Below are 25057 nucleotides of genomic sequence, written 5' to 3' on the forward strand. Positions count from 1 at the left end.
AAATCCGGATGTCCTTGAAGCACTTTATCCAAATCACCAAACCGGGGATCATTTTCGGTAACGTGCTTTCAGTGGCAGGCGGATTTTTCCTGGCCTCCAAAGGGCATGTCGATCTGGCCATTTTCCTGGCTGCGATGATCGGCACGTCCCTGGTGGTGGCTTCCGGTTGCGTATTCAACAACTGCATCGACCGCGACATCGACCTGAAGATGGAACGCACCAAGAACCGTGCGCTGGTCCAGGGCCTGATTTCGGTGAAATTGGCCTTGTTGTTCGCTACGGTGCTGGGCGTGGCCGGGGTGGCGTTGTTGTACAAGGTGGCCAACCCGTTGGCCGCGCTGTTCGCGGTAATCGGTTTTGTCATCTACGTCGGTTTCTACAGCCTGTACCTCAAGCGCAAGTCGGTTCACGGCACGCTGGTGGGCAGTCTGTCGGGGGCGATGCCGCCGGTGATTGGCTACGTCGCTGTGACTAACAGCTTCGACATAGCCGCACTGACGTTGCTGGTGATGTTCAGTTTGTGGCAGATGCCGCATTCCTACGCCATCGCAATCTTCCGCTTCAACGATTACCTGGCCGCATCGATTCCGGTGTTGCCGGTGAAGCGCGGGATTCAAGTGGCCAAGAAGCACATCCTGCTCTACATCCTGGCGTTCCTCGTAGCGACCTTGATGCTGACCTTCAGCGGCTACGCCGGCATGAGCTACCTTGCCGTCGCCGCGGCCATGGGCATGTACTGGTTGTACATGGCCTGGACAGGTTACAAGGCAGTGGATGACACGGTCTGGGCACGCAAGCTGTTCGTGTTCTCGATCTTCACCATTACTGCATTGAGCGTGATGATGTCGCTGGATTTTAAAGTGCCGAGTGAGCTGTTGCTGACTTACGCGCCTTAAGCTTCGAATGCTGTAAAGAAAAACCCCGCCCTTCGAGAGAATGGCGGGGTTTTTTATTGGGCTCTTTTTGACGGACCGTGTCGTCCCTATCGCGAGCAGGCTCGCTCCCACACTGGATCGGTGTTGCCACCACCTTTGTGTTCGACGCCCACCCCCATGTGGGAGCGAGCCTGCTCGCGATGGCTGCGCCGCGGAGCATCAGGAAAAAAGTTAATAGGCGAACAGGCAATAAAAATCCCCGCACTGATGGCGGGGCTTTTTTGTTTAGCGTTTAGCGTTACTGGGCGGCGATGCTGTAGCCGTCGAACGCGGTTTGCTGCTGAAGCGCGGTGATGATGTTCTTGCGGTTGACCGCTTGTTCGACCCCGGCATTGTCCAGGAACGTTTCGCTTTCCAGCTCGGCTTCATCGCCTTCGCCGACGAAAGTGAAGCCCAGGAATTCCAGCGCTTCACGGTCAACGTTCAGGCGCGAGCGCGGGGTGCGCAGGGGCAGGGCGACGCTGATGCCGTCCTTGCTGATGGTGAACACTTCGATTTCTTTCTTGGCGCGAGCCGCTTTGCTCTTGCTGCTGCTCGGGTTGCTGATGGCTTGGTGAGTCTGGTTCAGTACCTTCAGCGCCAGGCCATAGACGATTTCCTGAAACGCCGGATCGTCCTTGAAGCTGGACAGAATGCGACTGATCGAGAATTTGTTGCTCAGGTCTTCCAGGGCAGCGATATCGGCCGCTTCGGCGTCTTTCAGTTGCTTGAGTTCGCCCATCAAATCGTAGGCTTTGTCGTCGTCGAAGCTGTCATGAGCCTGGCGGATCGCAACGCGCAACTCGCGGATCTGGTCGCTTTCCCGGGTAGATTGAAAAGCGTCCAGAACCATCTCGCTGATGGTCTTGGCCTGAGGCACATGCTGTGAAAGATTGATGGAGTTTTCGTATTCCGCTTTGGACGACAAGGTGACTACGGATTCAGCGGTATTGGAATCGGACATTGAAATTTCACTACTTCTTTAACTTGGATTGAGGCGAGAAAGCACGAAGCCTTTTCAGGCCGCCTAATCTATTGGACCTGCGCTGCGTTGTCACGGATGAACAGGCGGCTGGTCAGCATTTTTGCCAGCGCTTTCGACTATTTCCCTATTGAATTTATATTCATCGAGCGAACCATCCATTGTTCCGCCGTTTGCTCATCCACCGGCAAGGAGAAGCGAAAGGTCGCGCCGCGTCCGGGCACATCGATCAGCTCAATCTCGCGACCGTGCAATTGCAGGATCCGGTGCACGATCCGTAGTCCCAGCCCGCCATCGCGCCGTGCGCCGCCAATGTTGAACGGACGCAGGAACAGACCCTCACGCAGTTCGGGGGCGATGCCGGGGCCGGTGTCGCTGACGGTCACTTCGATAAAAGCCCCCTGAGGGCGGAGGCTGAGTTCGATTTCTCCGCCTTGAGGCGTATGACGCAGCGCGTTATCGAACAGATTGGTCAGCACCCGTTCGATCAGCCCCAGATCGGCGCAGGCCACCGCGACGTTGGGGGCGAAGGTGGCCTTGAGTTCGATCTGGCGTGCTTCGGCGCTGAGTTCGAATTTCTGAAAGATGTCCTGCACCAGATCAGTCAGGGAGAAGCGCTCCAGCACTGGTTGCACGAAACCGTGTTCCAGCCGCACCAGTTCCAGTAATGATTGCGCCAAGCCGCCGACCTTGCGGCTTTGATCCAGGGCGATTCCCAGATAGCGGCGGCGGTCGGTGGGGGACAACGTGGCGTCCTTGAGTGACAGGGTTTCCAGGTAACCGTGCAGCGAGGCCAGCGGTGTGCGCAGGTCGTGGGAGATGTTCGCCACCAGTTCACGACGTTCCTGATCCTGACGGGTCAGCGAGTTCCATTGTTCACCGAGACGCGCTTGCATCTGCTGGAAGGCGGCGTCGAGTACGGCAATTTCATCGTGGCTGGCGGCTTTTTCTACCGGCTCAGGCTCGGGCAAGGCGGGCGGCGCAGACGGAACGCCATTGATATCGAACTGACTGACTTTCTCGGTCAAGCGGCGCAATGGCCGGGTAATCAGCGCAAATGCCGTGAGGCCGGCAATCAGGCACAGCAACGCCACCAGCCCAATGGACAATAACGCGGTATTGAGCGCTGCGCTGGTGGCGCCCCGTTCGGCGAAGCGGTCATGCTCTTCGCTGAGCAACACCACATAGAGATAACCGGCCGGTTGACCGTTGACCCGCAATGGCGCAGCGCTGAACACCTTGCTGCCATCGACGCTGCGCGGATCGTCGCCGAGAATCGGCAGGGCCTCGCCTTTGAGCAAACGCTGGATCGGCGCCAGATCGACCCGCTCCCGACGTATCCGACCCTCGGGCGCGGCGCTGCCGACAATTCGCCCCCCGGTGTCGAGCAGATAGACCTCGACACTGGGGTTGACCAGCATCAGTTGGCTGAACAATTCACGCACGGCATTGGGCATCGGGCCATTGCGGTCCATCAGCACCGTGTCTCGGACGATGTGTTGCGCCAGATCTCGCGACAACCCTTGCACCACTTCCAGTTCATGCATCTGGTTGGAGCGCACCTGCATCCATGCCGAGGTGCCGCAGCACACCAGCAACAGCACGGCGAACACCAGGGACAGGCGTTGGGTCAGGGTCAACCTCATGGCAGCTCTCCGCTCGTCGCGAATTTATAACCACGACCCCATACGGTGAGGATGCGCGCCGGTTGCGCGGGATCGGCTTCGATCTTGGCCCGCAGGCGATTGATGTGGGTGTTGACCGTGTGCTCGTAGCCTTCATGGCTGTAGCCCCACACCGCGTTGAGCAGGTCCATGCGCGAGAAGACCTTGCCGGGCTGGCGGACGAAAAAGTACAGCAGGTCGAACTCCCGCGGCGTGAGGTCAAGACGACGGCCATCGAGGGAGACTTCACGTGTGATCGGGTCGATGGACAGGCCATCGCTGATCAGGCTGCCAGCGTCCATCTTCAGGTTACGGGCCATGGCGTCGACCCGTCGCAGCAATGCCTTGACCCGTGCAACCAGCTCTAGAATGGAAAAGGGTTTGGCCAGGTAGTCGTCGGCGCCGAGTTCCAGCCCCAGAATTCGATGGACTTCGCTGGAGCGCGCACTGGTGATGATGATCGGTGTGTAGCGGGCCATGGCCCGGGCGCGGCGGCAGATTTCCAGGCCGTCGACACCGGGCAACATCAGGTCGAGAATAAGTGCATCCCAGCTTCCTTGCTGCAGCAGTCGCATGCCCTCATCACCGTCGGCGCAGTGCACCACCTCGAACTGCTCATCGCGAAGATGCAGGCAGATAAGGTCGGCGATATACAGGTCGTCCTCGACCACCAGGACGCGTTTGGTCTGTTCCATGGAGCTCAATCCTTTGTGACGCAATGAACACATTGTGCGGGTTTTCCTGAGGTTGAGTTATCACGAATTATTTAACTCCTCGTGAGGATTTGGCGATCAAACCAAGCCTAGGCTGTGTTCCATGCAAGGCATCTGGAATTTTGGAGAAGGCCCATGTTTTCACGGCGACAGTTTCTTGTAGCGAGCGGCGGGCTGGGGGCTGCAGCCCTTGTAATCGGTGTATTGCCAAAATTTTCCGCAAGCGTTGCATTGATAAATGAGGCCCGCGCGGCAGAGGTTTTCGAGGTGACCCACAGCGACAGCGAGTGGCGCGCCATGCTCAGCGCCGAGCAGTACGAGATCCTGCGCGAAGAGGGCACCGAGCGGGCCTACAGCAGCCCGCTGAACAACGAACATCGGAAGGGCGTTTTTGCTTGCGCCGGTTGTGATCTGCCGTTGTTTTCTTCCGACACCAAGTTCGACAGCCGCACTGGATGGCCGAGCTTTTGGGCTCCCTTGGATAACGCGGTAGCCACCCGTCAGGACCGATCCTTCGGCGTGCTGCGCGAAGAGGTTCACTGCCGTCGTTGCGGCGGTCACTTGGGCCATGTTTTCGAGGACGGGCCAAAGCCCACAGGCCTGCGCTACTGCATGAACGGCCTGGCGCTGACTTTCAAGCCACAGGCGTAATCCATGGGCACTTCCTTTCACTCACTTCACGCAGGTCGACGTTATGTGGCTTCTGGTCCTCGCTTATCTCGGTGGTGTGCTGACGATTGTCAGCCCGTGCATTCTGCCGGTATTGCCCTTTGTCTTCGCTCGTACTGGGCAGCCGTTTATGAAGAGTGGCTTGCCGCTGCTGGCGGGGATGGCGCTGACCTTCGCGCTCGTCGCCTCGTTGGCGGCGGTGGGCGGCGGTTGGGTGGTGCAAGTCAATCAGTACGGTCGCTGGCTCGCGTTGCTGTTCGTTGCCCTGTTCGGGCTGACGCTGTTGCTGCCCCGGTTGGCCGAGCGCCTGACGCGTCCACTGGTGGCGGCCGGCGGTCGGCTGTCGGAAGCCGCGGCTGCCGATACCCGGCCGCGTCCCGGCGCTTCGTTTCTGATCGGTGTTGCCACAGGCCTGCTCTGGGCGCCCTGCGCCGGGCCGATTTTGGGCCTGCTGTTGACTGGCGCGGCGTTGCAAGGGGCAAACATCGCCACCACCCTGTTGCTACTGGCTTACGCGGCCGGCGCCGCCACCTCTCTCGCCGCGGCACTGCTGCTGGGCGGTAAAGTTTTCGCCGCGATGAAGCGCTCGATAGGCGCAGGCGAGTGGCTGCGTCGAGGCTTGGGAGTCGCGATGCTGTCGGGTGTAGTGGCGATCGCCTTGGGGCTGGATACCGGAATTCTGGCGCGGGTCTCGACAGCATCCACTGGGGATATCGAGCAGGCGTTGGTAAACCGATTGACCGGCAAGTTGCCCAGCGACAGTGGGGCGATGATGTCGCAGATTCCACGGGTCGGCGATCAACCCGCCGGCAGCATGAAAATGACCGCCAAGATACCGGGCGAACTGCCGATTGAAGGCAACCTTCCGTCGCTGGACGGCGCTGTGCAATGGCTCAATTCACCCCCTCTCACTGCCCAGGCCTTGAAGGGCAAGGTTGTGCTGGTTGATTTCTGGACTTACTCCTGCATCAACTGCCTGCGCACCCTGCCGTATGTGAAGGCCTGGGCCGAGAAGTATCGCGATCAGGGCTTGGTGGTGATCGGCGTCCATACGCCTGAGTTTGCCTTCGAACGTGATGTAGGCAATGTCACCAAGGCCATGAAAGACCTGGGCATCACTTATCCGGTGGCAATCGATAACGACTACAAGGTCTGGCGTGCTTTCAACAACCAGTACTGGCCAGCCCACTATTTTGCCGATGCTCAGGGGCACATTCGTTATCACCACTTTGGTGAAGGCAAATACGCCGAATCGGAGCGAGTGATTCAGCAACTGCTGCGTGAGGCGGGCGCCGCGAAGGTCGCGGATGGGCTGATCAATGCTCGCGCCGAGGGCGTCCAGCTCGCCCCCAACATGAATGAAGTGCGATCGCCGGAAACCTATGTCGGCTACCGACGGGCGGAGCATTTCGTTTCTGAAACCGATATGGCGCCCGACAAGGTGACGGCCTATAGCCCACCGGCACAACTGGCCCTCAATAACTGGAGCCTGGATGGCCAATGGATTGTCGGTCCGGAGCGGGCCGTTTCAAACGCACCGACCAGTCGTATCGTCTACCGCTTCCACGCTCGCGATCTGCATTTGGTATTGGGCCCAGGTGCTGACGGCAAACCGGTGCGTTTCAAAGTGTTGATTGATGGCAAGCCCCCAGGTGATGCCCATGGTGTCGACGTGGCGCCCGATGGCAGCGGCAGCGTCACCGAGCAGCGGTTGTATCAACTGGTACGCCAGACCGCAGGCGTAAAAGACCGGACATTCAGCATTGAGTTTCTCGATCCCGGTGTGTCGGCGTACGCATTTACGTTCGGTTGATAGCCTCATTCACTCAGGAGACAAGCCATGAAAACCCTATATAACTGGCGTTGCGCCCTGCTCGGATTGGCCGCCGCCAGTGTTATCGGTCAATGCGCAGCGTTCTCGTTCGGAGGCACCGAAGAGGCGGTCATCATTCCCCCACCAACGCTCGACGAGAACACTCAAGCGCGCAGTGAAACGGCAATTTTTGCGGGCGGTTGCTTCTGGGGCGTCCAAGGGGTATTTCAACACGTCAAAGGGGTGAAGAACGCTGTCTCCGGTTACGCGGGCGGCGCCGCTGACACAGCTCAGTATGAGCGGGTCAGCAATGGCGATACTGGTCATGCGGAGGCCGTCGAAGTCACCTACGATCCGGCTCAAGTCAGTTACGGCAGCCTGTTGCAGATCTATTTCTCGGTGGCCCATAACCCCACCGAACTCAACCGCCAAGGGCCGGACCGCGGCACCCAGTATCGATCGGCGCTTTTCCTGAAAAGCGCTGAACAGCAACGCGTCGCCCAGGCCTACATCGCGCAACTCGACGCCGCCCATTCGTTCAACAAACCCATCGTCACCAAACTGGAGACCTACAACGGCTTCTACCCGGCAGAGGAGGAACATCAGGACTTCCTAATCGAGCACCCGACGTACCCCTACATCGTGATCAATGACCTGCCGAAAGTCGCGCAGTTGAAGCGGCTGCATCCGGATAGGTATCAGGAGAAGCCGGTGTTGGTGAAGGGGGGATTGTAAGCAGGCGGCTGACAGGCAAAAGTCGTCTCATCCCGAAATCACATTCTTGCCCGCAATCTTCGATCGATACAGCGCCTGATCGGCCCTGGCCAGCAAACCGGTTTGTTGCTCTTCTTCAAAACGTTGCACCACGCCAAAACTCATGGTGACTTGATAGTCCCCGACCGGCAGCAGGCTCGACAGGCCATGGCGGATTCTTTCCGCGAGCGCCCTGGCGTCGGCCAACAAGGTATTGGGCAGGATCATGATGAATTCGTCGCCGCCCCAACGGGCCAACAAATCACCTTCACGCACGCAGTGCTTCACGCTCTCGATTACCTGCACCAACGCCGCATCACCCAGGGCGTGGCCGTAGTGATCGTTAATGTTTTTGAAGTCATCGATGTCCATGGCAATCAGCGATAGCGGCTGGCGAAAGCGTTGGGCGCGGTCGCATTCCTGGGGCAGGGCCTTTTCCAGTCGATAGCGATTGGCGATGGAAGTCAGCACATCGGTTTCCGCCAGTTTGCGATTCTCTTCGAGTTGAATCTGCAACTGCTGATTGACCCGAGACAACTCACGGGTGCGTTCTTCGACGATGGCTTCGAGGGATTGATTGCGCCGTTCCAATTCTTCGAACAGGCGTTTCTTGTCTTCAATACTGCGGTGCGCGCCGACCATTCGTGCCACCGAGCCGTCGGCATTACGTGCCAGCACGTAGCCGCGATCTTCGATCCAGGTGTAAGTGCCATCGCGCATGCGGCAGCGATACTCGGCTTGATAGCCGGGAGCGCGCTGATTCAGGTAGTCATCAAACAGTGCCATGACGCGCGAAAAATCGTCGGGGTGGATCACGTTTTCCCAGGTCAGCACGTTGTTATCCAGGGAATGAGGCGTATAGCCGAGCATCTCGTACCACCCGGGGTTGCGATAAACGAACCCGGTGTTGGCATTCCAGTCCCAGATGCCATCGCTCACCAGTTCCAGAATGGTGTGCAGCATGTCTTCGTTAAAATCTGACAGATTGAACTTCAACGGCTCGATATTCGATGCCTCACCCATCATCGGTCTCCCTGCCGAACTGATATCAACGTGACTCGCCAGTCGAGGAGATTAGTTCATGGGGTATTGCCCCGGCTAGTGCTGGCCCCACCTCTGCAGTGCAAAGTCGACGAAGCTGCGCAATTTCGGTAAACGGTAGCGGTCTTGGGCGTACACCAGGTTCATCGGCCGACTCGGCAGTTGGTAGTCCTGCATCAAGGCCACCAGTTTTCCGTCCTGAAGGTCCTGCTCCACTAATGCATCGGGCACCATCACGATACCCATACCGGTGCGCGCCGCTTGATGCAACCCCGCCGAACTGTTGATCAGCATCGGCCCGCTGACATCCACCATGACTTCGCCTTCGGGTCCTTTCAGGCGCCATTGTTTGGCTACCGAGTGCCAGTCATCTCCGGCCGGGTAGGCGAAGGCCAGACAGTCATGGTATTGCAGGTCGGCGGGCTTTTCCGGAATGCCTCGGCGCGCCAGATAATCCTTCGATGCGCACAGGGTCATCGTGTAGTCGATGAGCGGGCGGGCGATCATGTTGGACAGCTCGGTAGTGCCCAAGCGAATCGCCACATCGAAACCGTTGTCGAGCAGATCCAGGCGCTGGTTGGTCAAAACAACGTCGAGTTTGACTTGCGGACAACTCAGGGCGAATTCGCTCAAGGCAGGAGCCAACCGTTCGGTGCCGAAGGTCAGTGGTGCAGTGATGCGCAAGGTGCCGCTCGGCTCGTCGAGGGTCTGTTCAGCCAGGCGTTCGGAATCGGCCACCAACCCCAATACCTCGAGACAACGTTGATAGTACGCCGTGCCGAATTCCGTCAGCCGTTGGCGTCGTGTCGTACGGTTGAGCAGGCGCACACCCAGACGTTGCTCCAGGGCCCGAAGATGATTGCCGACCATGGTCGTGGACATTTCGCACTGCAAAGCGGCGGCGGTCATGCTGCCGGCTTCCACCACTCTTACGTAAACGGTCATTGCCTGGAACAAATCCATTATCAAGCTCAGCTTTAAAATGATTGAAGTGTTGCAGGGTTTATCCAGCTCAGGTGGCTAACCATACTGCAAAAACACCGACTATTAATGGAGTTTGATGTCATGACCGCCGCCTGCCTGATGAGCACCTACCAACCCTTGGCCCTGAGTTTCAGCAAAGGCCTGGGCACGCGCTTGTGGGATCAGGCCGGTCGTGAGTATCTGGACGCGGTGGCGGGCGTGGCGGTGACCAACGTCGGCCATTCCCATCCGCGAATTGTGGCGGCCATCAGCGAGCAGGCCGGACTGCTGTTGCACACATCCAACCTGTACAGCATCGACTGGCAACAGCGGCTGGCGCAGAAACTGGTTCGGCTTTCCGGCATGGATCGGGCGTTCTTCAACAACTCTGGCGCCGAAGCCAACGAAACCGCGCTGAAACTCGCGCGGCTTTACGGCTGGCACAAAGGCATCGAGCAGCCGCTGATAGTGGTCATGGAAAACGCCTTTCACGGTCGTACTCTTGGCACCTTGTCCGCCAGTGACGGCCCAGCGGTGCGTCTGGGGTTTAACGAATTGCCGGGGGATTTCATTAAAGTGCCATTCGGCGACCTCGCGGCGCTGGAGGCGGTGCAACATGCCCACGGCTCGCGCATCGTAGCGATCCTGATGGAGCCGATTCAGGGCGAAAGCGGTGTGCAAATGGCGCCGCCCGGTTATCTCAAAGCGGTGCGCGAGCTGTGCAACCGGCGCGCCTGGCTACTGATGCTCGACGAGATCCAGACTGGCATCGGCCGCACCGGCCAGTGGTTTGCGTTCCAGCACGAAGGCATCATCCCGGACGTCATGACTCTGGCCAAAGGCCTGGGTAACGGCATCCCTATTGGTGCCTGTCTGGCCCGAGGCAAAGCCGCCGACCTGTTCACCCCCGGCAGCCACGGCAGTACATTCGGCGGCAATCCGCTGGCATGCCGGGTGGGATGCACTGTGCTTGAGATCATCGAAGAACAAGGCCTGCTGGAGAACGCCAAACTGCAGGGTGAACGCTTGCTCGCCAGATTGTGTATCGAACTGGCTGACAACCCGAACGTCCTGGCGATCCGTGGCCAAGGATTGATGATCGGCATCGAACTTGCTCAACCCATCCGCGACCTGACCCTGATTGCAGCCCGCGATCACGGCTTGCTGATTAACGTGACACGGGGCAAGACCATTCGTCTGCTGCCACCGCTGACGATTGATGAGCGGGAAGTGGAGATGATTGTCAGAGGGGTGTGTCGGGCGGTAAGCGCAGCCTGACTTCTATAGGATGTACGCATTCCCCTGTACAGAATCGGTATCTGCGTCAGGAACGATCAGTCGGTGTGTTGCATTGTGCTGACGAAAGCCGTGACCTCCGCCCTGTTCATCAGTTGAAGTTTCGAACCGTCAAACCCTTCAAACAAACGCTGATGCGCGGCAAATCCACTGGACCCTTCGCGAGTACGGTAACTACCCGCCCAGTCCTGTAGCGCTATCAGCAACTCGTCGCTATCGTCCCGCTTCGCCTCTCGCTGGCGAATATGACTGACGCAGTCTTCGTCCTCCAGGCATAGCCAGATCAGCGCCGTCGCCTGTTCCATAAGCTCACTGACCATCCAGCCATACACGCCCTCGATAACCCAGCACTCGTTACTCGCCGCCACCCGCGCCATTCCCAATGCTTCGGCGCGGGGACGAGGGATGCTGTGTTCATCGGATATCCAGTGAATCAGGTCAAGATCGATCCAGGGTACTTGCAATTGTTCCGCCAATCGTTTGGCCAGCCAACTCTTGCCCGAGCCGGAGTTGCCGATGATCAGAGTTCGGGTGAGGTTCGTGGTGTGCAGGTAATAATTGCTCATGGCAACTCGGGAAAAGTTATTCAACCGCTTCGGAAATATCAGGCGCAATCATCCGCGTCTTGGGCGATCCATCCGCATTGAATTGATAAATATCCTGCGGCTGACCCTTTTCATTGAAGAACACTTGGCCAATCCCTGCCGAGTTCCACAGCCGTTCACCCGCTTCGGCATGTTCGGGAGTGTGCGGAACAATGCGCATACGCCGACGCTTGGTCAGCCAGTTGAGTGGCGAGCGGGGCGAGTAAAGCCAGCGGTTGAGGCGGTCGAACCATTCGAGCAGGGCGGGCGGGAATTCGTTTTTGATGCCGCTGCTGGTGATCTGCCAGATTCTTGGGCCGGCCTTTCGGTGTCGGATCAATACTTCGTAGACGAAGGAATAATGCACATCGCCGGACAGCACCACGTAGTTACCGGGAGTGCGGGAGTGTCGGAAAATGTTCAGGATCACCTGGGCCGCGCCGCGATGGGCCATCCAGTTTTCGGCGTCCACCAACAGTGGATAACCGCACCAGCTAAATACCCGTTGCACGGTTTCGATCAGTTTGACGCCGAAGATCGGTGCCGGCGAAACGATGATCGCCGAGGGATGATCGAGTAATTCCTGCTGCAGCTCGCTGAGCGCTTCCCAATCCAGCAGTCCGGACGGTTGCTTGAGAGTCATCTCGCTGCGCCAGCGCCGAGTGCGGGTATCGAGCACCACCAGTGCCGGACGGGTGGGCAGCACGTAATGCCACTTCTGAAAGCTCAGCAGCTCATCGATCAAGCCATCCTGAACATCGCTGTCGAGGTAATGGTCGTGCCCAGTGGCACTCAATAGACGGGTTTTTTCCAGCAAGCTGCCAAATGCGTCCGGGTTGTTGCCCCAACCCTGACACAACATATAAGCGAGCAGCGCGTTGCCGATGATGCGCTTGGAGAACGGATGGCCGTAGGCCGTTTCCTCCCATTGCGCGGAAAGATTCCAGTCATCGGTAATATCGTGGTCGTCGAAAATCATCAGGCACGGCAGGTGCGCCATCGCTCGCCCAACACCACCCAATCCTTTCTTGAATTCATCGATGCGCGTCTGCTCCAGGGCATAACGCCTGCGTCGTTCGGGCGTCAGTGCCGGTGGTTGGGGCGCGATCAGTGTCCAGGACGTTGGCGACCATACTAATAGGTACATGGCCATGACCTCGGCGAAGGTCACCAGATGGTTGTCGGCGCTGCTACTGGTAAAAATCGGCTTACGCGCTCCACCGAAAAATCGTTCGCGCAGGGTTTCGTTGCTCTCAAGCGCCGGTAACAAATCCGCACGATGGTAGTAACTGGCCGGGTGCTCGTAGAGTTTGGCGCTGTCGCTGACCACTGCACCGTCGAGGTGTTCGTCGAACAGCTCCAGACGCTCGATCAAGGCATGAATTGCCCGCAACATCGGCCCCGCGACATCATCCGCATATACCTGATCGCCGCTCATCATCAATAGCGCGGGACGCTTGCAAGCGTCCGGCTCGGACTCCAGCAACCGATCGACGCACAGCAAGCCATCGGCCGCCGGATGGTGAGGTTTACGGCAGGAGCCATGCAACAACTGATCGATGCGCGAGCGCAGCACGAAATTCGGGCAACGCGCTTCGCCATATAGTAGATGAGGCGCCCATTCGAGGATGCCCGACTGAGCGCCATCGTCGGTGATTAGCAGGTCGTACTCGATCAATGTGTCGCAGGGCAGGGCGGCATCCAGTGGCACATCAATCAAATGAACGAAGGCATGAGTACCGACCGAGATAATCGTGCATTGCCCTGCGTCGAGACGGATGTCGATTCCTTGCAGGCGTAGCGTCAACGTCAGCGCACGTGTCCCCACCAGCCATAGCACCAGCCGCGTAGGGTCCAGGCGCCGCAATAGCGGGCCGACGAGGACCGGAGGCAATGGGGAGTGATTGGCAGGCAATGGCAGAGATACGGACATCCGGGTTCAAGACTCTTAGCGCATGGGTCGGCGATGATAACGCAGCGGGAAGGCAAGCCAAGGCAGCGTTATATTCTGGTGAGTTCTCCTATATAGAAGGGGAATGCGCTGTTTTCCTGCTTTGCGCCAATGATTGATAGAAAAGCATAATCAGGGGTTGACGGCAGATTCTGAAAGCCTATAATTCGCCCCACTTCCGGCGCAGACGAAACGGAAAACTCCTTGGTAAACAAAGAGTTACGCAGTTTTCGACAGCGGTTACGCTTCAGTTCATCGAAGCCAGAAGGAGTTGGTAGGGCAGTGTGCTTTCGCCTTATTGACGGTTCGATCTTCTCGGTCGAAAGCGGAGAAAAAAGAGGTGTTGACAGCAGCGAGTAACGCTGTAGAATTCGCCTCCCGCTAACGAGAGATCGGAAGCGCAAGTGGTTGAAGTTGTTGAGGAAAACCTTGAAAACTTCTGAAAATAACCGCTTGACAGCAACAGAGGCTGCTGTAGAATGCGCGCCTCGGTTGAGACGAAAGATCTTAACCAACCGCTCTTTAACAATTGAATCAAGCAATTCGTGTGGGTGCTTGTGGAGTCAGACTGATAGTCAACAAGATTATCAGCATCACAAGTTACTCCGCGAGAAATCAAAGATGTAACCAACGATTGCTGAGCCAAGTTTAGGGTTTCTTAAAAACCCAAAGATGTTTGAACTGAAGAGTTTGATCATGGCTCAGATTGAACGCTGGCGGCAGGCCTAACACATGCAAGTCGAGCGGCAGCACGGGTACTTGTACCTGGTGGCGAGCGGCGGACGGGTGAGTAATGCCTAGGAATCTGCCTGGTAGTGGGGGATAACGCTCGGAAACGGACGCTAATACCGCATACGTCCTACGGGAGAAAGCAGGGGACCTTCGGGCCTTGCGCTATCAGATGAGCCTAGGTCGGATTAGCTAGTTGGTGAGGTAATGGCTCACCAAGGCGACGATCCGTAACTGGTCTGAGAGGATGATCAGTCACACTGGAACTGAGACACGGTCCAGACTCCTACGGGAGGCAGCAGTGGGGAATATTGGACAATGGGCGAAAGCCTGATCCAGCCATGCCGCGTGTGTGAAGAAGGTCTTCGGATTGTAAAGCACTTTAAGTTGGGAGGAAGGGCAGTTACCTAATACGTAATTGTTTTGACGTTACCGACAGAATAAGCACCGGCTAACTCTGTGCCAGCAGCCGCGGTAATACAGAGGGTGCAAGCGTTAATCGGAATTACTGGGCGTAAAGCGCGCGTAGGTGGTTCGTTAAGTTGGATGTGAAATCCCCGGGCTCAACCTGGGAACTGCATTCAAAACTGACGAGCTAGAGTATGGTAGAGGGTGGTGGAATTTCCTGTGTAGCGGTGAAATGCGTAGATATAGGAAGGAACACCAGTGGCGAAGGCGACCACCTGGACTGATACTGACACTGAGGTGCGAAAGCGTGGGGAGCAAACAGGATTAGATACCCTGGTAGTCCACGCCGTAAACGATGTCAACTAGCCGTTGGGAGCCTTGAGCTCTTAGTGGCGCAGCTAACGCATTAAGTTGACCGCCTGGGGAGTACGGCCGCAAGGTTAAAACTCAAATGAATTGACGGGGGCCCGCACAAGCGGTGGAGCATGTGGTTTAATTCGAAGCAACGCGAAGAACCTTACCAGGCCTTGACATCCAATGAATCTGCTAGAGATAGCGGAGTGCCTTCGGGAGCATTGAGACAGGTGCTGCATGGCTGTCGTCAGCTCGTGTCGTGAGATGTTGGGTTAAGTCCCGTAACGAGCGCAACCCTTGTCCTTAGTTACCAGCACGTTAAGGTGGGCACTCTAAGGAGACTGCCGGTGACAAACCGGAGGAAGGTGGGGATGACGTCAAGTCATCATGGCCCTTACGGCCTGGGCTACACACGTGCTACAATGGTCGGTACAGAGGGTTGCCAAGCCGCGAGGTGGAGCTAATCCCAGAAAACCGATCGTAGTCCGGATCGCAGTCTGCAACTCGACTGCGTGAAGTCGGAATCGCTAGTAATCGCGAATCAGAATGTCGCGGTGAATACGTTCCCGGGCCTTGTACACACCGCCCGTCACACCATGGGAGTGGGTTGCACCAGAAGTAGCTAGTCTAACCTTCGGGAGGACGGTTACCACGGTGTGATTCATGACTGGGGTGAAGTCGTAACAAGGTAGCCGTAGGGGAACCTGCGGCTGGATCACCTCCTTAATCGACGACATCAGCTGCTCCATAAGTTCCCACACGAATTGCTTGATTCATTGAAGAAGACGATAAGAAGCAGCCCGAAATTGGGTCTGTAGCTCAGTTGGTTAGAGCGCACCCCTGATAAGGGTGAGGTCGGCAGTTCGAATCTGCCCAGACCCACCAATTTTGTGTGGGAAACGCCTGTAGAAATACGGGGCCATAGCTCAGCTGGGAGAGCGCCTGCCTTGCACGCAGGAGGTCAACGGTTCGATCCCGTTTGGCTCCACCACTACTGCTTCTGTTTGTTGAAAGCTTAGAAATGAGCATTCCATCGTGACGATGGTGAATGTTGATTTCTAGTCTTTGATTAGATCGTTCTTTAAAAATTTGGGTATGTGATAGAAAGATAGACTGAACACTACTTTCACTGGTAGTGGATCAGGCTAAGGTAAAATTTGTGAGTTTAATCGCGAATTTTCGGCGAATGTCGTCTTCACAGTATAACCAGATTGCTTGGGGTTATATGGTCAAGTGAAGAAGCGCATACGGTGGATGCCTTGGCAGTCAGAGGCGATGAAAGACGTGGTAGCCTGCGAAAAGCTTCGGGGAGTCGGCAAACAGACTTTGATCCGGAGATGTCTGAATGGGGGAACCCACCTAACATAAGTTAGGTATCTTAAGCTGAATACATAGGCTTAAGAAGCGAACCAGGGGAACTGAAACATCTAAGTACCCTGAGGAAAAGAAATCAACCGAGATTCCCTTAGTAGTGGCGAGCGAACGGGGACTAGCCCTTAAGTGGCTTTGAGATTAGCGGAACGCTCTGGAAAGTGCGGCCATAGTGGGTGATAGCCCTGTACGCGAAAATCTCTTGGTCATGAAATCGAGTAGGACGGAGCACGAGAAACTTTGTCTGAATATGGGGGGACCATCCTCCAAGGCTAAATACTACTGACTGACCGATAGTGAACTAGTACCGTGAGGGAAAGGCGAAAAGAACCCCGGAGAGGGGAGTGAAATAGATCCTGAAACCGTATGCGTACAAGCAGTGGGAGCCCACTTTGTTGGGTGACTGCGTACCTTTTGTATAATGGGTCAGCGACTTATTTTCAGTGGCGAGCTTAACCGAATAGGGGAGGCGTAGCGAAAGCGAGTCTTAATAGGGCGTCTAGTCGCTGGGAATAGACCCGAAACCGGGCGATCTATCCATGGGCAGGTTGAAGGTTGGGTAACACTAACTGGAGGACCGAACCGACTACCGTTGAAAAGTTAGCGGATGACCTGTGGATCGGAGTGAAAGGCTAATCAAGCTCGGAGATAGCTGGTTCTCCTCGAAAGCTATTTAGGTAGCGCCTCATGTATCACTGTAGGGGGTAGAGCACTGTTTCGGCTAGGGGGTCATCCCGACTTACCAAACCGATGCAAACTCCGAATACCTACAAGTGCCGAGCATGGGAGACACACGGCGGGTGCTAACGTCCGTCGTGAAAAGGGAAACAACCCAGACCGTCAGCTAAGGTCCCAAAGTTATGGTTAAGTGGGAAACGATGTGGGAAGGCTTAGACAGCTAGGAGGTTGGCTTAGAAGCAGCCACCCTTTAAAGAAAGCGTAATAGCTCACTAGTCGAGTCGGCCTGCGCGGAAGATGTAACGGGGCTCAAACCATACACCGAAGCTACGGGTATCACTTAGGTGATGCGGTAGAGGAGCGTTCTGTAAGCCTGTGAAGGTGAGTTGAGAAGCTTGCTGGAGGTATCAGAAGTGCGAATGCTGACATGAGTAACGACAATGGGTGTGAAAAACACCCACGCCGAAAGACCAAGGTTTCCTGCGCAACGTTAATCGACGCAGGGTTAGTCGGTCCCTAAGGCGAGGCTGAAAAGCGTAGTCGATGGAAAACAGGTTAATATTCCTGTACTTCTGGTTATTGCGATGGAGGGACGGAGAAGGCTAGGCCAGCTTGGCGTTGGTTGTCCAAGTTTAAGGTGGTAGGCTGAGATCTTAGGTAAATCCGGGATCTTAAGGCCGAGAGCTGATGACGAGTTACCCTTTGGGTGACGAAGTGGTTGATGCCATGCTTCCAAGAAAAGCTTCTAAGCTTCAGGTAACCAGGAACCGTACCCCAAACCGACACAGGTGGTTGGGTAGAGAATACCAAGGCGCTTGAGAGAACTCGGGTGAAGGAACTAGGCAAAATGGCACCGTAACTTCGGGAGAAGGTGCGCCGGTGAGGGTGAAGCATTTACTGCGTAAGCCCATGCCGGTCGAAGATACCAGGCCGCTGCGACTGTTTATTAAAAACACAGCACTCTGCAAACACGAAAGTGGACGTATAGGGTGTGACGCCTGCCCGGTGCCGGAAGGTTAATTGATGGGGTTAGCTAACGCGAAGCTCTTGATCGAAGCCCCGGTAAACGGCGGCCGTAACTATAACGGTCCTAAGGTAGCGAAATTCCTTGTCGGGTAAGTTCCGACCTGCACGAATGGCGTAACGATGGCGGCGCTGTCTCCACCCGAGACTCAGTGAAATTGAAATCGCTGTGAAGATGCAGTGTATCCGCGGCTAGACGGAAAGACCCCGTGAACCTTTACTATAGCTTTGCACTGGACTTTGAATTTGCTTGTGTAGGATAGGTGGGAGGCTTTGAAGCGTGGACGCCAGTTCGCGTGGAGCCAACCTTGAAATACCACCCTGGCAACTTTGAGGTTCTAACTCAGGTCCGTTATCCGGATCGAGGACAGTGTATGGTGGGTAGTTTGACTGGGGCGGTCTCCTCCTAAAGAGTAACGGAGGAGTACGAAGGTGCGCTCAGACCGGTCGGAAATCGGTCGTAGAGTATAAAGGCAAAAGCGCGCTTGACTGCGAGACAGACACGTCGAGCAGGTACGAAAGTAGGTCTTAGTGATCCGGTGGTTCTGTATGGAAGGGCCATCGCTCAACGGATAAAAGGTACTCCGGGGATAACAGGCTGATACCGCCCAAGAGTTCATATCGACGGCGGTGTTTGGCACCTCGATGTCGGCTCATCACATCCTGGGGCTGAAGCCGGTCCCAAGGGTATGGCTGTTCGCCATTTAAAGTGGTACGCGAGCTGGGTTTAGAACGTCGTGAGACAGTTCGGTCCCTATCTGCCGTGGACGTTTGAGATTTGAGAGGGGCTGCTCCTAGTACGAGAGGACCGGAGTGGACGAACCTCTGGTGTTCCGGTTGTCACGCCAGTGGCATTGCCGGGTAGCTATGTTCGGAATAGATAACCGCTGAAAGCATCTAAGCGGGAAACTAGCCTCAAGATGAGATCTCACTGGGACCTTGAGTCCCCTGAAGGGCCGTCGAAGACTACGACGTTGATAGGTTGGGTGTGTAAGCGCTGTGAGGCGTTGAGCTAACCAATACTAATTGCCCGTGAGGCTTGACCATATAACACCCAAGCAATTTGCAGGCTTCGAGCTGAAAAGCGAAAGAGCTCCAGATTGCGGTGTGTGAAGACGAAACGAACCGAAAGTTCGAGATACTCACAAAACACCGATCTATCACATACCCATTCGCTGGAGCGTGATCTCGCAAGAGAGAACGACCTGGCTACCGAATTTCTTGACGACCATAGAGCATTGGAACCACCTGATCCCATCCCGAACTCAGCAGTGAAACGATGCATCGCCGATGGTAGTGTGGGGTTTCCCCATGTGAGAGTAGGTCATCGTCAAGATCAAATTCCGAAACCCCTATCTGCGTATGCAGGTAGGGGTTTTGTTTTGTCCGCAGGAAAGTTCGTACGGTCAGGGAACCGAGATTGCCTTTAGCGGGCCGTTGCGGCTGGTGTATTTCGGTCGACCGCTGGGGCTCAAGCGGGTGATGACTAATTTGCTCGATAACGCCATCAAGTACGGTAGTGAGCCGACAGTTGAACTGATCCCGAGCGCTGGCCAGGTGCGGATCAAAATACTGGATCGTGGGCCGGGTATTCCGGATGCCTGCCTTGAGCAAGTGTTTGTGCCGTTCTTCCGGATGGAAGGCTCGCGAAACAAAAGCACGGGTGGCGTTGGTTTGGGGTTATCGGCGGCGCGAGCGATTGTGCTGGAACACGGAGGTGAGCTGACACTGCGAAATCGGTCGATAGGCGGGTTGGAAGCGTTGGTAGTGTTGCCGGTGCATCCAGCAGCGTGAAGTAATGGAGCGCCCTTGGCCTGTCTTCACAGACCAAGGGCATTCCAAGGGCTTGTGTAAACCTAAGCCTCCCAGCCCGCCCCACTGACCGCCGCCTGCGCCAGTGGGTGCAAGTCTGCGCCCTGATGCGTGGCCTGACAGGCCAGCAACTCCTTGCGCATGCCCGGCGTCCAGTACATCTGCAGATGATTGCGCACGCCGAGCACGGCCGTTTGCTGGTCCGGTTCGCTGGCGAAGTACTGGGCGATCTGGTTGGCCATTTTGATCAGGTTGTCAGTGCTCATCGGCGCACCTCGGCTTTTGTTCCGGCGGTACGTGCCAGGCGGCGTTCGTCGAGCAGACGTTGTTGCTCGTCGCTGAATGCCTGATAGCGTTTTTGCCACTCGGAAGGGTGGTAGACGCGGCTCACTTCCACTGCGGTGACCTTGTACTCCGGACAGTTAGTGGCCCAGTCGGAGTTGTCGGTGGTGATGACGTTGGCCCCCGATTCAGGGAAGTGGAAGGTGGTGTACACCACGCCCGGGGCAACCCGTTCGGTGATCCGCGCACGCAGTACGGTCTGTCCGGCGCGGCTGCCGATGCCGACCCAGTCGTCTTCGTTGATGCCACGGCTTTCGGCGTCGGTCGGGTGGATTTCCAGGCGGTCTTCTTGGTGCCAGGCGACGTTCTCGGTACGCCGGGTCTGGGCGCCGACGTTGTACTGGCTGAGGATGCGCCCGGTGGTCAGCAGAAGGGGATAGCGACTGTTGACCTTTTCCTCGGTGGGCACGTAGCCGGTGAGCATGAAGCGCCCCTTGCCGCGCACAAATTCCTCGATGTGCATGGTCGGCGTGCCGTCCGGTGCCGCGGCGTTGCACGGCCATTGCAGGCTGCCGTGGCGTTCCAGTTCGGCGTAGCTGACGTTGGTGAAGGTCGGCGTCAGGCTGGCGATTTCATCCATGATTTCTGACGGGTGCTGGTAACTCATCGGGTAACCCAAAGCATTGGCCAGGGCCACCGTGCCTTCCCAGTCGGCCTTGCCGCCCAGAGGCTCCATGACCTTGCGTACCCGAGAGATGCGTCGCTCGGCATTGGTAAAGGTGCCGTCCTTTTCCAGGAACGAGGCGCCCGGCAGGAACACGTGGGCGAACTTCGCGGTTTCGTTGAGGAAAATGTCCTGCACCACCACGCATTCCATGGCCGACAGCGCCGCGGTGACGTGCTGGGTATTGGGATCGCTCTGGGCGATGTCTTCGCCCTGGCAGTACAGGCCCTTGAAGCTACCGGCCAACGCAGACTCGAACATGTTGGGAATGCGCAGGCCCGGATCGGGTTGCAGGGAGACATTCCAGGCCTGTTCGAACTGCGCCCGTACCACTTCGTTGGAGATGTGGCGGTAGCCGGGCAGCTCGTGGGGGAAGGAGCCCATGTCGCAGGAACCCTGAACGTTGTTCTGCCCACGAAGCGGGTTCACGCCCACGCCTTCGCGGCCGATGTTGCCGGTGGCCATGGCCAGGTTGGCGATGCCCATGACCGCGGTACTGCCCTGGCTGTGCTCGGTGACGCCCAGTCCGTAGTAAATCGCCGCATTGCCGCCGGTGGCATACAGACGGGCGGCGGCACGGATGTCGGCAGCGGCGACGCCGCAGATGGGGCCAAGGATTTCTGGCGAGTTTTCCGCGCGGCTGACGAACTCGCTCCAGCGGGCGAAATCGTTGCCCTCGCAACGGGCGTCGATAAAGGCCTGGTCGAGCAAGCCTTCGGTGACGATGACGTGGGCCAGGGCGTTGAGCATGGCGACGTTGGTGCCCGGGCGCAGGGCCAGGTGCAGTTCGGCGCGGGCATGCACCGAATCCACCAGATCAATGCGACGTGGGTCGATGACGATCAGCCGTGCGCCTTCACGCAGGCGGCGTTTGAGTTGGGAGGCGAACACCGGGTGGGCGTCGCTGGGGTTGGCGCCCATCACCAGAATCACGTCGGCCTGCATCACCGAGTCGAAACTCTGGGTGCCGGCGGACTCGCCCAGGGTTTGTTTCAGGCCATAGCCGGTAGGCGAGTGGCAGACCCGCGCACAGGTGTCGACGTTGTTGTTGCCGAAGGCGGCGCGCACCAGTTTTTGCACCAGGTAGGTTTCTTCGTTGGTGCAGCGGCTGGAAGTGATGCCACCAATGGAGTCGCGACCGTATTTTTGCTGCAGCCGGCGGAATTCGCTGGCGGCGTAGGTCACCGCTTCATCCCAGCTGACTTCCTGCCAAGGGTCGCTGATATGTTTGCGTATCATCGGTGTGGTGATGCGATCCGGGTGAGTCGCGTAGCCCCAGGCAAAGCGGCCCTTGACGCAGGAGTGGCCGTGGTTGGCCTGGCCGTTTTTGTCCGGAACCATGCGCACCAGTTGGTCGCCTTTCATCTCGGCGCGGAACGAGCACCCCACGCCGCAATAGGCACACGTGGTGATCACGTTACGTTCGGGCTGACCCAGTTCGACCACGCTTTTTTCCATCAGGGTCGCGGTGGGGCAGGCTTGCACGCAGGCGCCGCAGGACACGCATTCCGAGTCGAGGAAGTTCTCGCCACCGGCGGCCGCCACCCGGGATTCGAAACCGCGCCCGGTAATGGTCAGGGCAAAGGTGCCCTGGGTTTCTTCGCAGGCGCGCACGCAGCGGTTGCAGACGATGCACTTGCTCGGGTCGTAATCGAAGTAGGGGTTGGAAGTGTCCTTCACGTCGGCCAGATGGTTGTCGCCTTCATAGCCGTAACGCACCTCCCGCAGGCCGACCTGGCCGGCCACGGTTTGCAACTCGCAGTTGCCGTTGGCCGAGCAGGTCAGGCAGTCCAGCGGGTGATCGGAGATGTACAACTCCATGACGTTGCGACGCAGGGTCGCGAGCTTCGGTGTCTGGGTATGCACGCTCATACCTTCAGTGACCGGCGTGGTGCAGGACGCCGGGTAGCCGCGCATGCCGTCGATCTCCACCAGACACATGCGGCAGGAGCCGAAGGCTTCCAGGCTGTCGGTGGCACACAGTTTGGGAATGGTGGTGCCCAGCAGCGCGGCGGCGCGCATCACCGAGGTCCCTTCGGGCACCCTGATGCTGCGGCCGTCGATGTTCACGGTGACTTGCACCTGGCTTTCGCGGGCGGGGGTTCCCAGGTCGATATCTGTGTTCGGGTCGAAGAGAGTGATCATTGGTCGGCCTCCGAGGACTGCAGACCGAAGTCGGCGGGGAAGTACTTGAGGGCGCTGACCACCGGATAGGAGGTCATGCCGCCCAACGCGCACAGCGAACCGTATTGCAGGGTGTCGCACAGGTCCTTGAGGATGATCACCTGCTCATCGCGAGCGTTCTGGTCAGGCGCAGCCAGCAGTCGGTCGATCACCTCCACGCCCCGGGTCGAGCCAATGCGGCATGGGGTGCATTTGCCACAGGATTCCTCGGCGCAGAACTGCATCGCGAAGCGCGCCATGTGGGCCATGTCCAGGCTGTCGTCAGCCACCACCACACCTCCGTGACCGAGCATCGCACCGATGGCGGCGAAGGCTTCGTAATCCAGCGGCGTGTCGAATTGCGACGGCGGAACCCAAGCGCCGAGCGGACCGCCGACTTGCGCAGCTTTCAGTGGCCGGCCACTGGCGGTACCACCGCCGTAGTCTTCCACCAGTTCCCGCAGGGTCAGGCCAAAGGCCCGTTCCACCAGGCCGCCGCGACGAATATTGCCCGCCAGCTGGAAAGGCATCGTGCCGAGGGAACGGCCCATGCCGTAATCGCGATAGAACTGCGCGCCCTTGGCCAGAATCAGCGGCACCGAGGCCAGAGTCAGCACGTTGTGCACCAGGGTCGGCAGGCCGAACAAACCCTGCAAGGCGGGGATCGGTGGCTTGGCGCGGACAATCCCGCGCTTGCCTTCGAGAGAGTCCAGCAGCGCGGTTTCCTCACCACAGATGTAAGCGCCGGCACCGACTCGCACTTCCATATCGAAGGCCAGACCGCTACCGCCGACATTGGCGCCGAGGTAACCGGCGGCCCGGGCGATGTCCAGCGCCGCACGCAGTGTCGCCACGGCAGCCGGGTATTCCGAGCGCACATAGATGTAGCCGTAGGTGGCACCGACGGTGATGCCGGCAATGGCCATGCCTTCGATCAGCAGGAAGGGGTCACCTTCCATCAACATGCGATCGGCGAAAGTGCCGGAGTCGCCTTCGTCGGCGTTGCACACAATGTATTTCTGCGCAGCCTGAGTGCCGCGCACCGTGCGCCATTTGATCCCGGCCGGAAAGGCCGCGCCGCCACGGCCACGCAGACCCGAATCGAACACCTCAGTCGCGGTTTGTTCGCCACCGAGGGTGACGGCTCTTTTCAAACCCTCGAAACCGCCATGATCCAGGTAATCGTCGAGGTACAGCGGCCGGGTGATGCCGGCGCGGGCAAACAGCAGGCGTTGTTGCGTCTTCAGATAGGGCAACTCTTCCACCAGGCCCAAGGCCAGCGGATGAGCAGACGGCGCACCTTGCAAGGCATCGAGTACCGACGGCACATCGGCAGCCGTCAGCGGGCCGAAGCCGATACGGCCTTGTGGGCTGTCCACTTCCAGCAGCGGTTCCAGCCAGTAGAGGCCACGCGAGCTGGTGCGTTGTACCTCCAGGGGCACAAAGCGTCCCCGGGCCTGGGTGATAAGGGCTACCACAACCTCTTCGGCACCCACGGCACGGGCCAGCGAATCACGGGGCAGATAGAAAGCCGGCATCATGCGTCCTCCCGGCAAGCGTCGAGCAAGGCATCCAGACGCTCAGCACTGAGCCGCGCATGCACCCGGCCATCCAGCTCCAGGGCTGGCGAGCAGGCACAAGCGCCGAGGCAATACACCGGACGCAAACTGATGCTGCCGTCGGCGCTACTGCCGTGATCGTCCAGTTGCAGACGTTCGCGCAACTGCGCCGCGAGCTGTTCGGCGCCACGGCTCTGGCAGGACTCGGCCCGGCACAGACGCAGAATATGCCGGGCGGGGGGCGCGGTGCGGAAGTCATGGTAGAAGCTGATCACCCCACGAACCTCGGCCTGACTCAGGTTGAGGGCATGGGCAATCTCGGGGATGGCGGTATCGGGGATGTAACCGATGCCCTCCTGAATCTCATGAAGGATGGGCAACAGTGCGCCGGGGGAGCGTTTGTGGCGCTCCAACAGGCTGTTGACCATAGGCAGGTGCAACATCTCATCAGGCATACAGCATTCCTCACGATCACGGACAAACCAGGCGGTTGTCAGTTGTCCGAAAGTGTCGGCTGCGGCAGTCACACCACGTCACGGTATCGTGGCAATTTCAGGCCGGTGGCCAGGGCACCCTGAGCGGGCATCTTGTTGTGCCCGACGCGGTCTTCG

At 58.0% G+C, this 25057-nt stretch carries 17 protein-coding genes, 2 tRNA genes, 3 rRNA genes and 1 pseudogene; 11 read left to right on the forward strand and 12 right to left on the reverse strand.

The features are described from left to right. The first annotated feature begins 8 nt into the window (after positions 1-8). Entirely contained in the window at positions 9-896 is an 888-nt protein-coding gene (gene cyoE, locus ACYZT2_RS06150) for a heme o synthase (RefSeq protein WP_461970977.1), read from the forward strand. A gap of 277 nt (positions 897-1173) precedes the next feature. Here cyoE and ACYZT2_RS06155 read toward each other — a convergent pair whose 3' ends face one another. From ACYZT2_RS06155 to ACYZT2_RS06165, 3 genes are all read right to left on the reverse strand, one after another. Continuing rightward, positions 1174-1878, reverse strand: coding sequence for a hypothetical protein (locus ACYZT2_RS06155; RefSeq protein ID WP_461970979.1), 705 nt, complete (start codon positions 1876-1878; stop codon positions 1174-1176). 137 nt (positions 1879-2015) lie between these two features. Beyond that, positions 2016-3542 carry a sensor histidine kinase gene (locus ACYZT2_RS06160; protein ID WP_461970981.1) on the reverse strand — a complete coding sequence of 509 codons (1527 nt, stop codon included), beginning with the start codon at positions 3540-3542 and terminating at the stop codon, positions 2016-2018. Next, positions 3539-4255 (reverse strand): response regulator transcription factor, encoded by a 717-nt coding sequence (locus ACYZT2_RS06165; RefSeq protein ID WP_461970983.1) that lies wholly within the window; start codon positions 4253-4255, stop codon positions 3539-3541. Before ACYZT2_RS06165 ends, ACYZT2_RS06160 begins: the two co-directional genes overlap by 4 nt. 153 nt (positions 4256-4408) lie before the next feature. On the opposite strand from ACYZT2_RS06165, the gene msrB reads away from it, so the two are divergent. From msrB to msrA, 3 genes are read left to right on the forward strand one after another with little or no spacing between them, the layout of a single operon-like run. Next, complete coding sequence (msrB, locus tag ACYZT2_RS06170) at positions 4409-4924, forward strand: peptide-methionine (R)-S-oxide reductase MsrB (protein WP_461970985.1); 516 nt, start codon at positions 4409-4411, stop codon at positions 4922-4924. Between the two features lie 43 nt (positions 4925-4967). Beyond that, positions 4968-6755, forward strand: coding sequence for a cytochrome c biogenesis protein DipZ (locus tag ACYZT2_RS06175; RefSeq protein WP_461970987.1), 1788 nt, complete (start codon positions 4968-4970; stop codon positions 6753-6755). A gap of 27 nt (positions 6756-6782) precedes the next feature. Beyond that, positions 6783-7490, forward strand: coding sequence for a peptide-methionine (S)-S-oxide reductase MsrA (msrA, locus tag ACYZT2_RS06180; protein WP_461970989.1), 708 nt, complete (start codon positions 6783-6785; stop codon positions 7488-7490). A gap of 27 nt (positions 7491-7517) precedes the next feature. Here the strand turns inward: msrA and ACYZT2_RS06185 are convergent, their stop codons facing one another. Both ACYZT2_RS06185 and ACYZT2_RS06190 read right to left on the reverse strand, forming a co-directional pair. Next, positions 7518-8531 carry a sensor domain-containing diguanylate cyclase gene (locus ACYZT2_RS06185; RefSeq protein ID WP_461970991.1) on the reverse strand — a complete coding sequence of 338 codons (1014 nt, stop codon included), beginning with the start codon at positions 8529-8531 and terminating at the stop codon, positions 7518-7520. Between the two features lie 75 nt (positions 8532-8606). Then, on the reverse strand, positions 8607-9512 hold the full coding sequence (locus tag ACYZT2_RS06190) for a LysR family transcriptional regulator (protein WP_461970993.1): 906 nt from the start codon (positions 9510-9512) through the stop codon (positions 8607-8609). A gap of 102 nt (positions 9513-9614) precedes the next feature. Here ACYZT2_RS06190 and ACYZT2_RS06195 point away from each other — a divergent pair, with 102 nt between their 5' ends. After that, on the forward strand, positions 9615-10790 hold the full coding sequence (locus ACYZT2_RS06195) for an acetylornithine/succinylornithine family transaminase (RefSeq protein ID WP_461970995.1): 1176 nt from the start codon (positions 9615-9617) through the stop codon (positions 10788-10790). Positions 10791-10846: 56 nt separating this feature from the next. Here the strand turns inward: ACYZT2_RS06195 and ACYZT2_RS06200 are convergent, their stop codons facing one another. The 3 genes from ACYZT2_RS06200 to ACYZT2_RS06210 form a co-directional block, all read right to left on the reverse strand. Beyond that, positions 10847-11374, reverse strand: coding sequence for a P-loop NTPase family protein (locus ACYZT2_RS06200; RefSeq protein ID WP_461970997.1), 528 nt, complete (start codon positions 11372-11374; stop codon positions 10847-10849). 16 nt (positions 11375-11390) lie between these two features. After that, complete coding sequence (locus ACYZT2_RS06205; protein ID WP_461970999.1) at positions 11391-13325, reverse strand: alkaline phosphatase D family protein; 1935 nt, start codon at positions 13323-13325, stop codon at positions 11391-11393. A gap of 68 nt (positions 13326-13393) precedes the next feature. Further along, complete coding sequence (locus ACYZT2_RS06210; protein WP_461971001.1) at positions 13394-13885, reverse strand: hypothetical protein; 492 nt, start codon at positions 13883-13885, stop codon at positions 13394-13396. A gap of 136 nt (positions 13886-14021) precedes the next feature. Between ACYZT2_RS06210 and ACYZT2_RS06215 the strand changes: the two genes are divergently transcribed. The 6 genes and pseudogenes from ACYZT2_RS06215 to ACYZT2_RS06240 form a co-directional block, all read left to right on the forward strand. Further along, positions 14022-15560: ribosomal RNA gene (locus tag ACYZT2_RS06215) — 16S ribosomal RNA — on the forward strand. Positions 15561-15642: 82 nt separating this feature from the next. Further along, positions 15643-15719 (forward strand) — tRNA-Ile (locus ACYZT2_RS06220). A gap of 30 nt (positions 15720-15749) precedes the next feature. Further along, positions 15750-15825 (forward strand) — tRNA-Ala (locus ACYZT2_RS06225). Between the two features lie 236 nt (positions 15826-16061). Beyond that, positions 16062-18953: ribosomal RNA gene (locus ACYZT2_RS06230) — 23S ribosomal RNA — on the forward strand. Positions 18954-19126: 173 nt separating this feature from the next. Beyond that, positions 19127-19242: ribosomal RNA gene (gene rrf / locus ACYZT2_RS06235) — 5S ribosomal RNA — on the forward strand. Together the 16S, 23S and 5S rRNA genes with 2 tRNA genes alongside form the textbook arrangement of a ribosomal RNA operon. Before the next feature lie 71 nt (positions 19243-19313). Next, positions 19314-19700, forward strand: a pseudogene (locus tag ACYZT2_RS06240) (sensor histidine kinase); the annotation flags it as partial. Positions 19701-19762: 62 nt separating this feature from the next. On the opposite strand, the gene ACYZT2_RS06245 reads toward ACYZT2_RS06240, so the two are convergent. The 4 genes from ACYZT2_RS06245 to ACYZT2_RS06260 are packed head-to-tail and all read right to left on the reverse strand — an operon-like array spanning position 19763 to position 24901. After that, complete coding sequence (locus ACYZT2_RS06245; protein WP_461971003.1) at positions 19763-19984, reverse strand: formate dehydrogenase subunit delta; 222 nt, start codon at positions 19982-19984, stop codon at positions 19763-19765. After that, a complete protein-coding gene (gene fdhF / locus ACYZT2_RS06250) occupies positions 19981-22869 on the reverse strand; it encodes a formate dehydrogenase subunit alpha (RefSeq protein WP_461971006.1) in 2889 nt (962 codons plus the stop codon). Before fdhF ends, ACYZT2_RS06245 begins: the two co-directional genes overlap by 4 nt. Further along, the gene (locus ACYZT2_RS06255; RefSeq protein WP_461973002.1) at positions 22866-24425 is read right to left on the reverse strand and encodes a formate dehydrogenase beta subunit; all 1560 of its coding nucleotides are present in this window, start codon (positions 24423-24425) and stop codon (positions 22866-22868) included. The genes fdhF and ACYZT2_RS06255 overlap by 4 nt, the downstream gene beginning before the upstream one ends. Then, positions 24425-24901 (reverse strand): formate dehydrogenase subunit gamma, encoded by a 477-nt coding sequence (locus tag ACYZT2_RS06260; RefSeq protein ID WP_461971008.1) that lies wholly within the window; start codon positions 24899-24901, stop codon positions 24425-24427. The genes ACYZT2_RS06255 and ACYZT2_RS06260 overlap by 1 nt, the downstream gene beginning before the upstream one ends. Between the last annotated feature and the right edge of the window lie 156 nt (positions 24902-25057).

Source organism: Pseudomonas sp. MDT1-85 (genome assembly GCF_054898065.1).

Excerpts from the sequence above, each read along its gene's own strand:
- cyoE (WP_461970977.1), top strand. The coding sequence starts at position 9 with ATGTCCTTGAAGCACTTTATCCAAATCACCAAACCGGGGATCATTTTC.
- ACYZT2_RS06155 (WP_461970979.1), bottom strand. The coding sequence starts at position 1,878 with ATGTCCGATTCCAATACCGCTGAATCCGTAGTCACCTTGTCGTCCAAA.
- ACYZT2_RS06160 (WP_461970981.1), bottom strand. The coding sequence starts at position 3,542 with ATGAGGTTGACCCTGACCCAACGCCTGTCCCTGGTGTTCGCCGTGCTG.
- ACYZT2_RS06165 (WP_461970983.1), bottom strand. The coding sequence starts at position 4,255 with ATGGAACAGACCAAACGCGTCCTGGTGGTCGAGGACGACCTGTATATC.
- msrB (WP_461970985.1), top strand. The coding sequence starts at position 4,409 with ATGTTTTCACGGCGACAGTTTCTTGTAGCGAGCGGCGGGCTGGGGGCT.
- ACYZT2_RS06175 (WP_461970987.1), top strand. The coding sequence starts at position 4,968 with ATGTGGCTTCTGGTCCTCGCTTATCTCGGTGGTGTGCTGACGATTGTC.
- msrA (WP_461970989.1), top strand. The coding sequence starts at position 6,783 with ATGAAAACCCTATATAACTGGCGTTGCGCCCTGCTCGGATTGGCCGCC.
- ACYZT2_RS06185 (WP_461970991.1), bottom strand. The coding sequence starts at position 8,531 with ATGGGTGAGGCATCGAATATCGAGCCGTTGAAGTTCAATCTGTCAGAT.
- ACYZT2_RS06190 (WP_461970993.1), bottom strand. The coding sequence starts at position 9,512 with ATGGATTTGTTCCAGGCAATGACCGTTTACGTAAGAGTGGTGGAAGCC.
- ACYZT2_RS06195 (WP_461970995.1), top strand. The coding sequence starts at position 9,615 with ATGACCGCCGCCTGCCTGATGAGCACCTACCAACCCTTGGCCCTGAGT.
- ACYZT2_RS06200 (WP_461970997.1), bottom strand. The coding sequence starts at position 11,374 with ATGAGCAATTATTACCTGCACACCACGAACCTCACCCGAACTCTGATC.
- ACYZT2_RS06205 (WP_461970999.1), bottom strand. The coding sequence starts at position 13,325 with ATGTCCGTATCTCTGCCATTGCCTGCCAATCACTCCCCATTGCCTCCG.
- ACYZT2_RS06245 (WP_461971003.1), bottom strand. The coding sequence starts at position 19,984 with ATGAGCACTGACAACCTGATCAAAATGGCCAACCAGATCGCCCAGTAC.
- fdhF (WP_461971006.1), bottom strand. The coding sequence starts at position 22,869 with ATGATCACTCTCTTCGACCCGAACACAGATATCGACCTGGGAACCCCC.
- ACYZT2_RS06255 (WP_461973002.1), bottom strand. The coding sequence starts at position 24,425 with ATGCCGGCTTTCTATCTGCCCCGTGATTCGCTGGCCCGTGCCGTGGGT.
- ACYZT2_RS06260 (WP_461971008.1), bottom strand. The coding sequence starts at position 24,901 with ATGCCTGATGAGATGTTGCACCTGCCTATGGTCAACAGCCTGTTGGAG.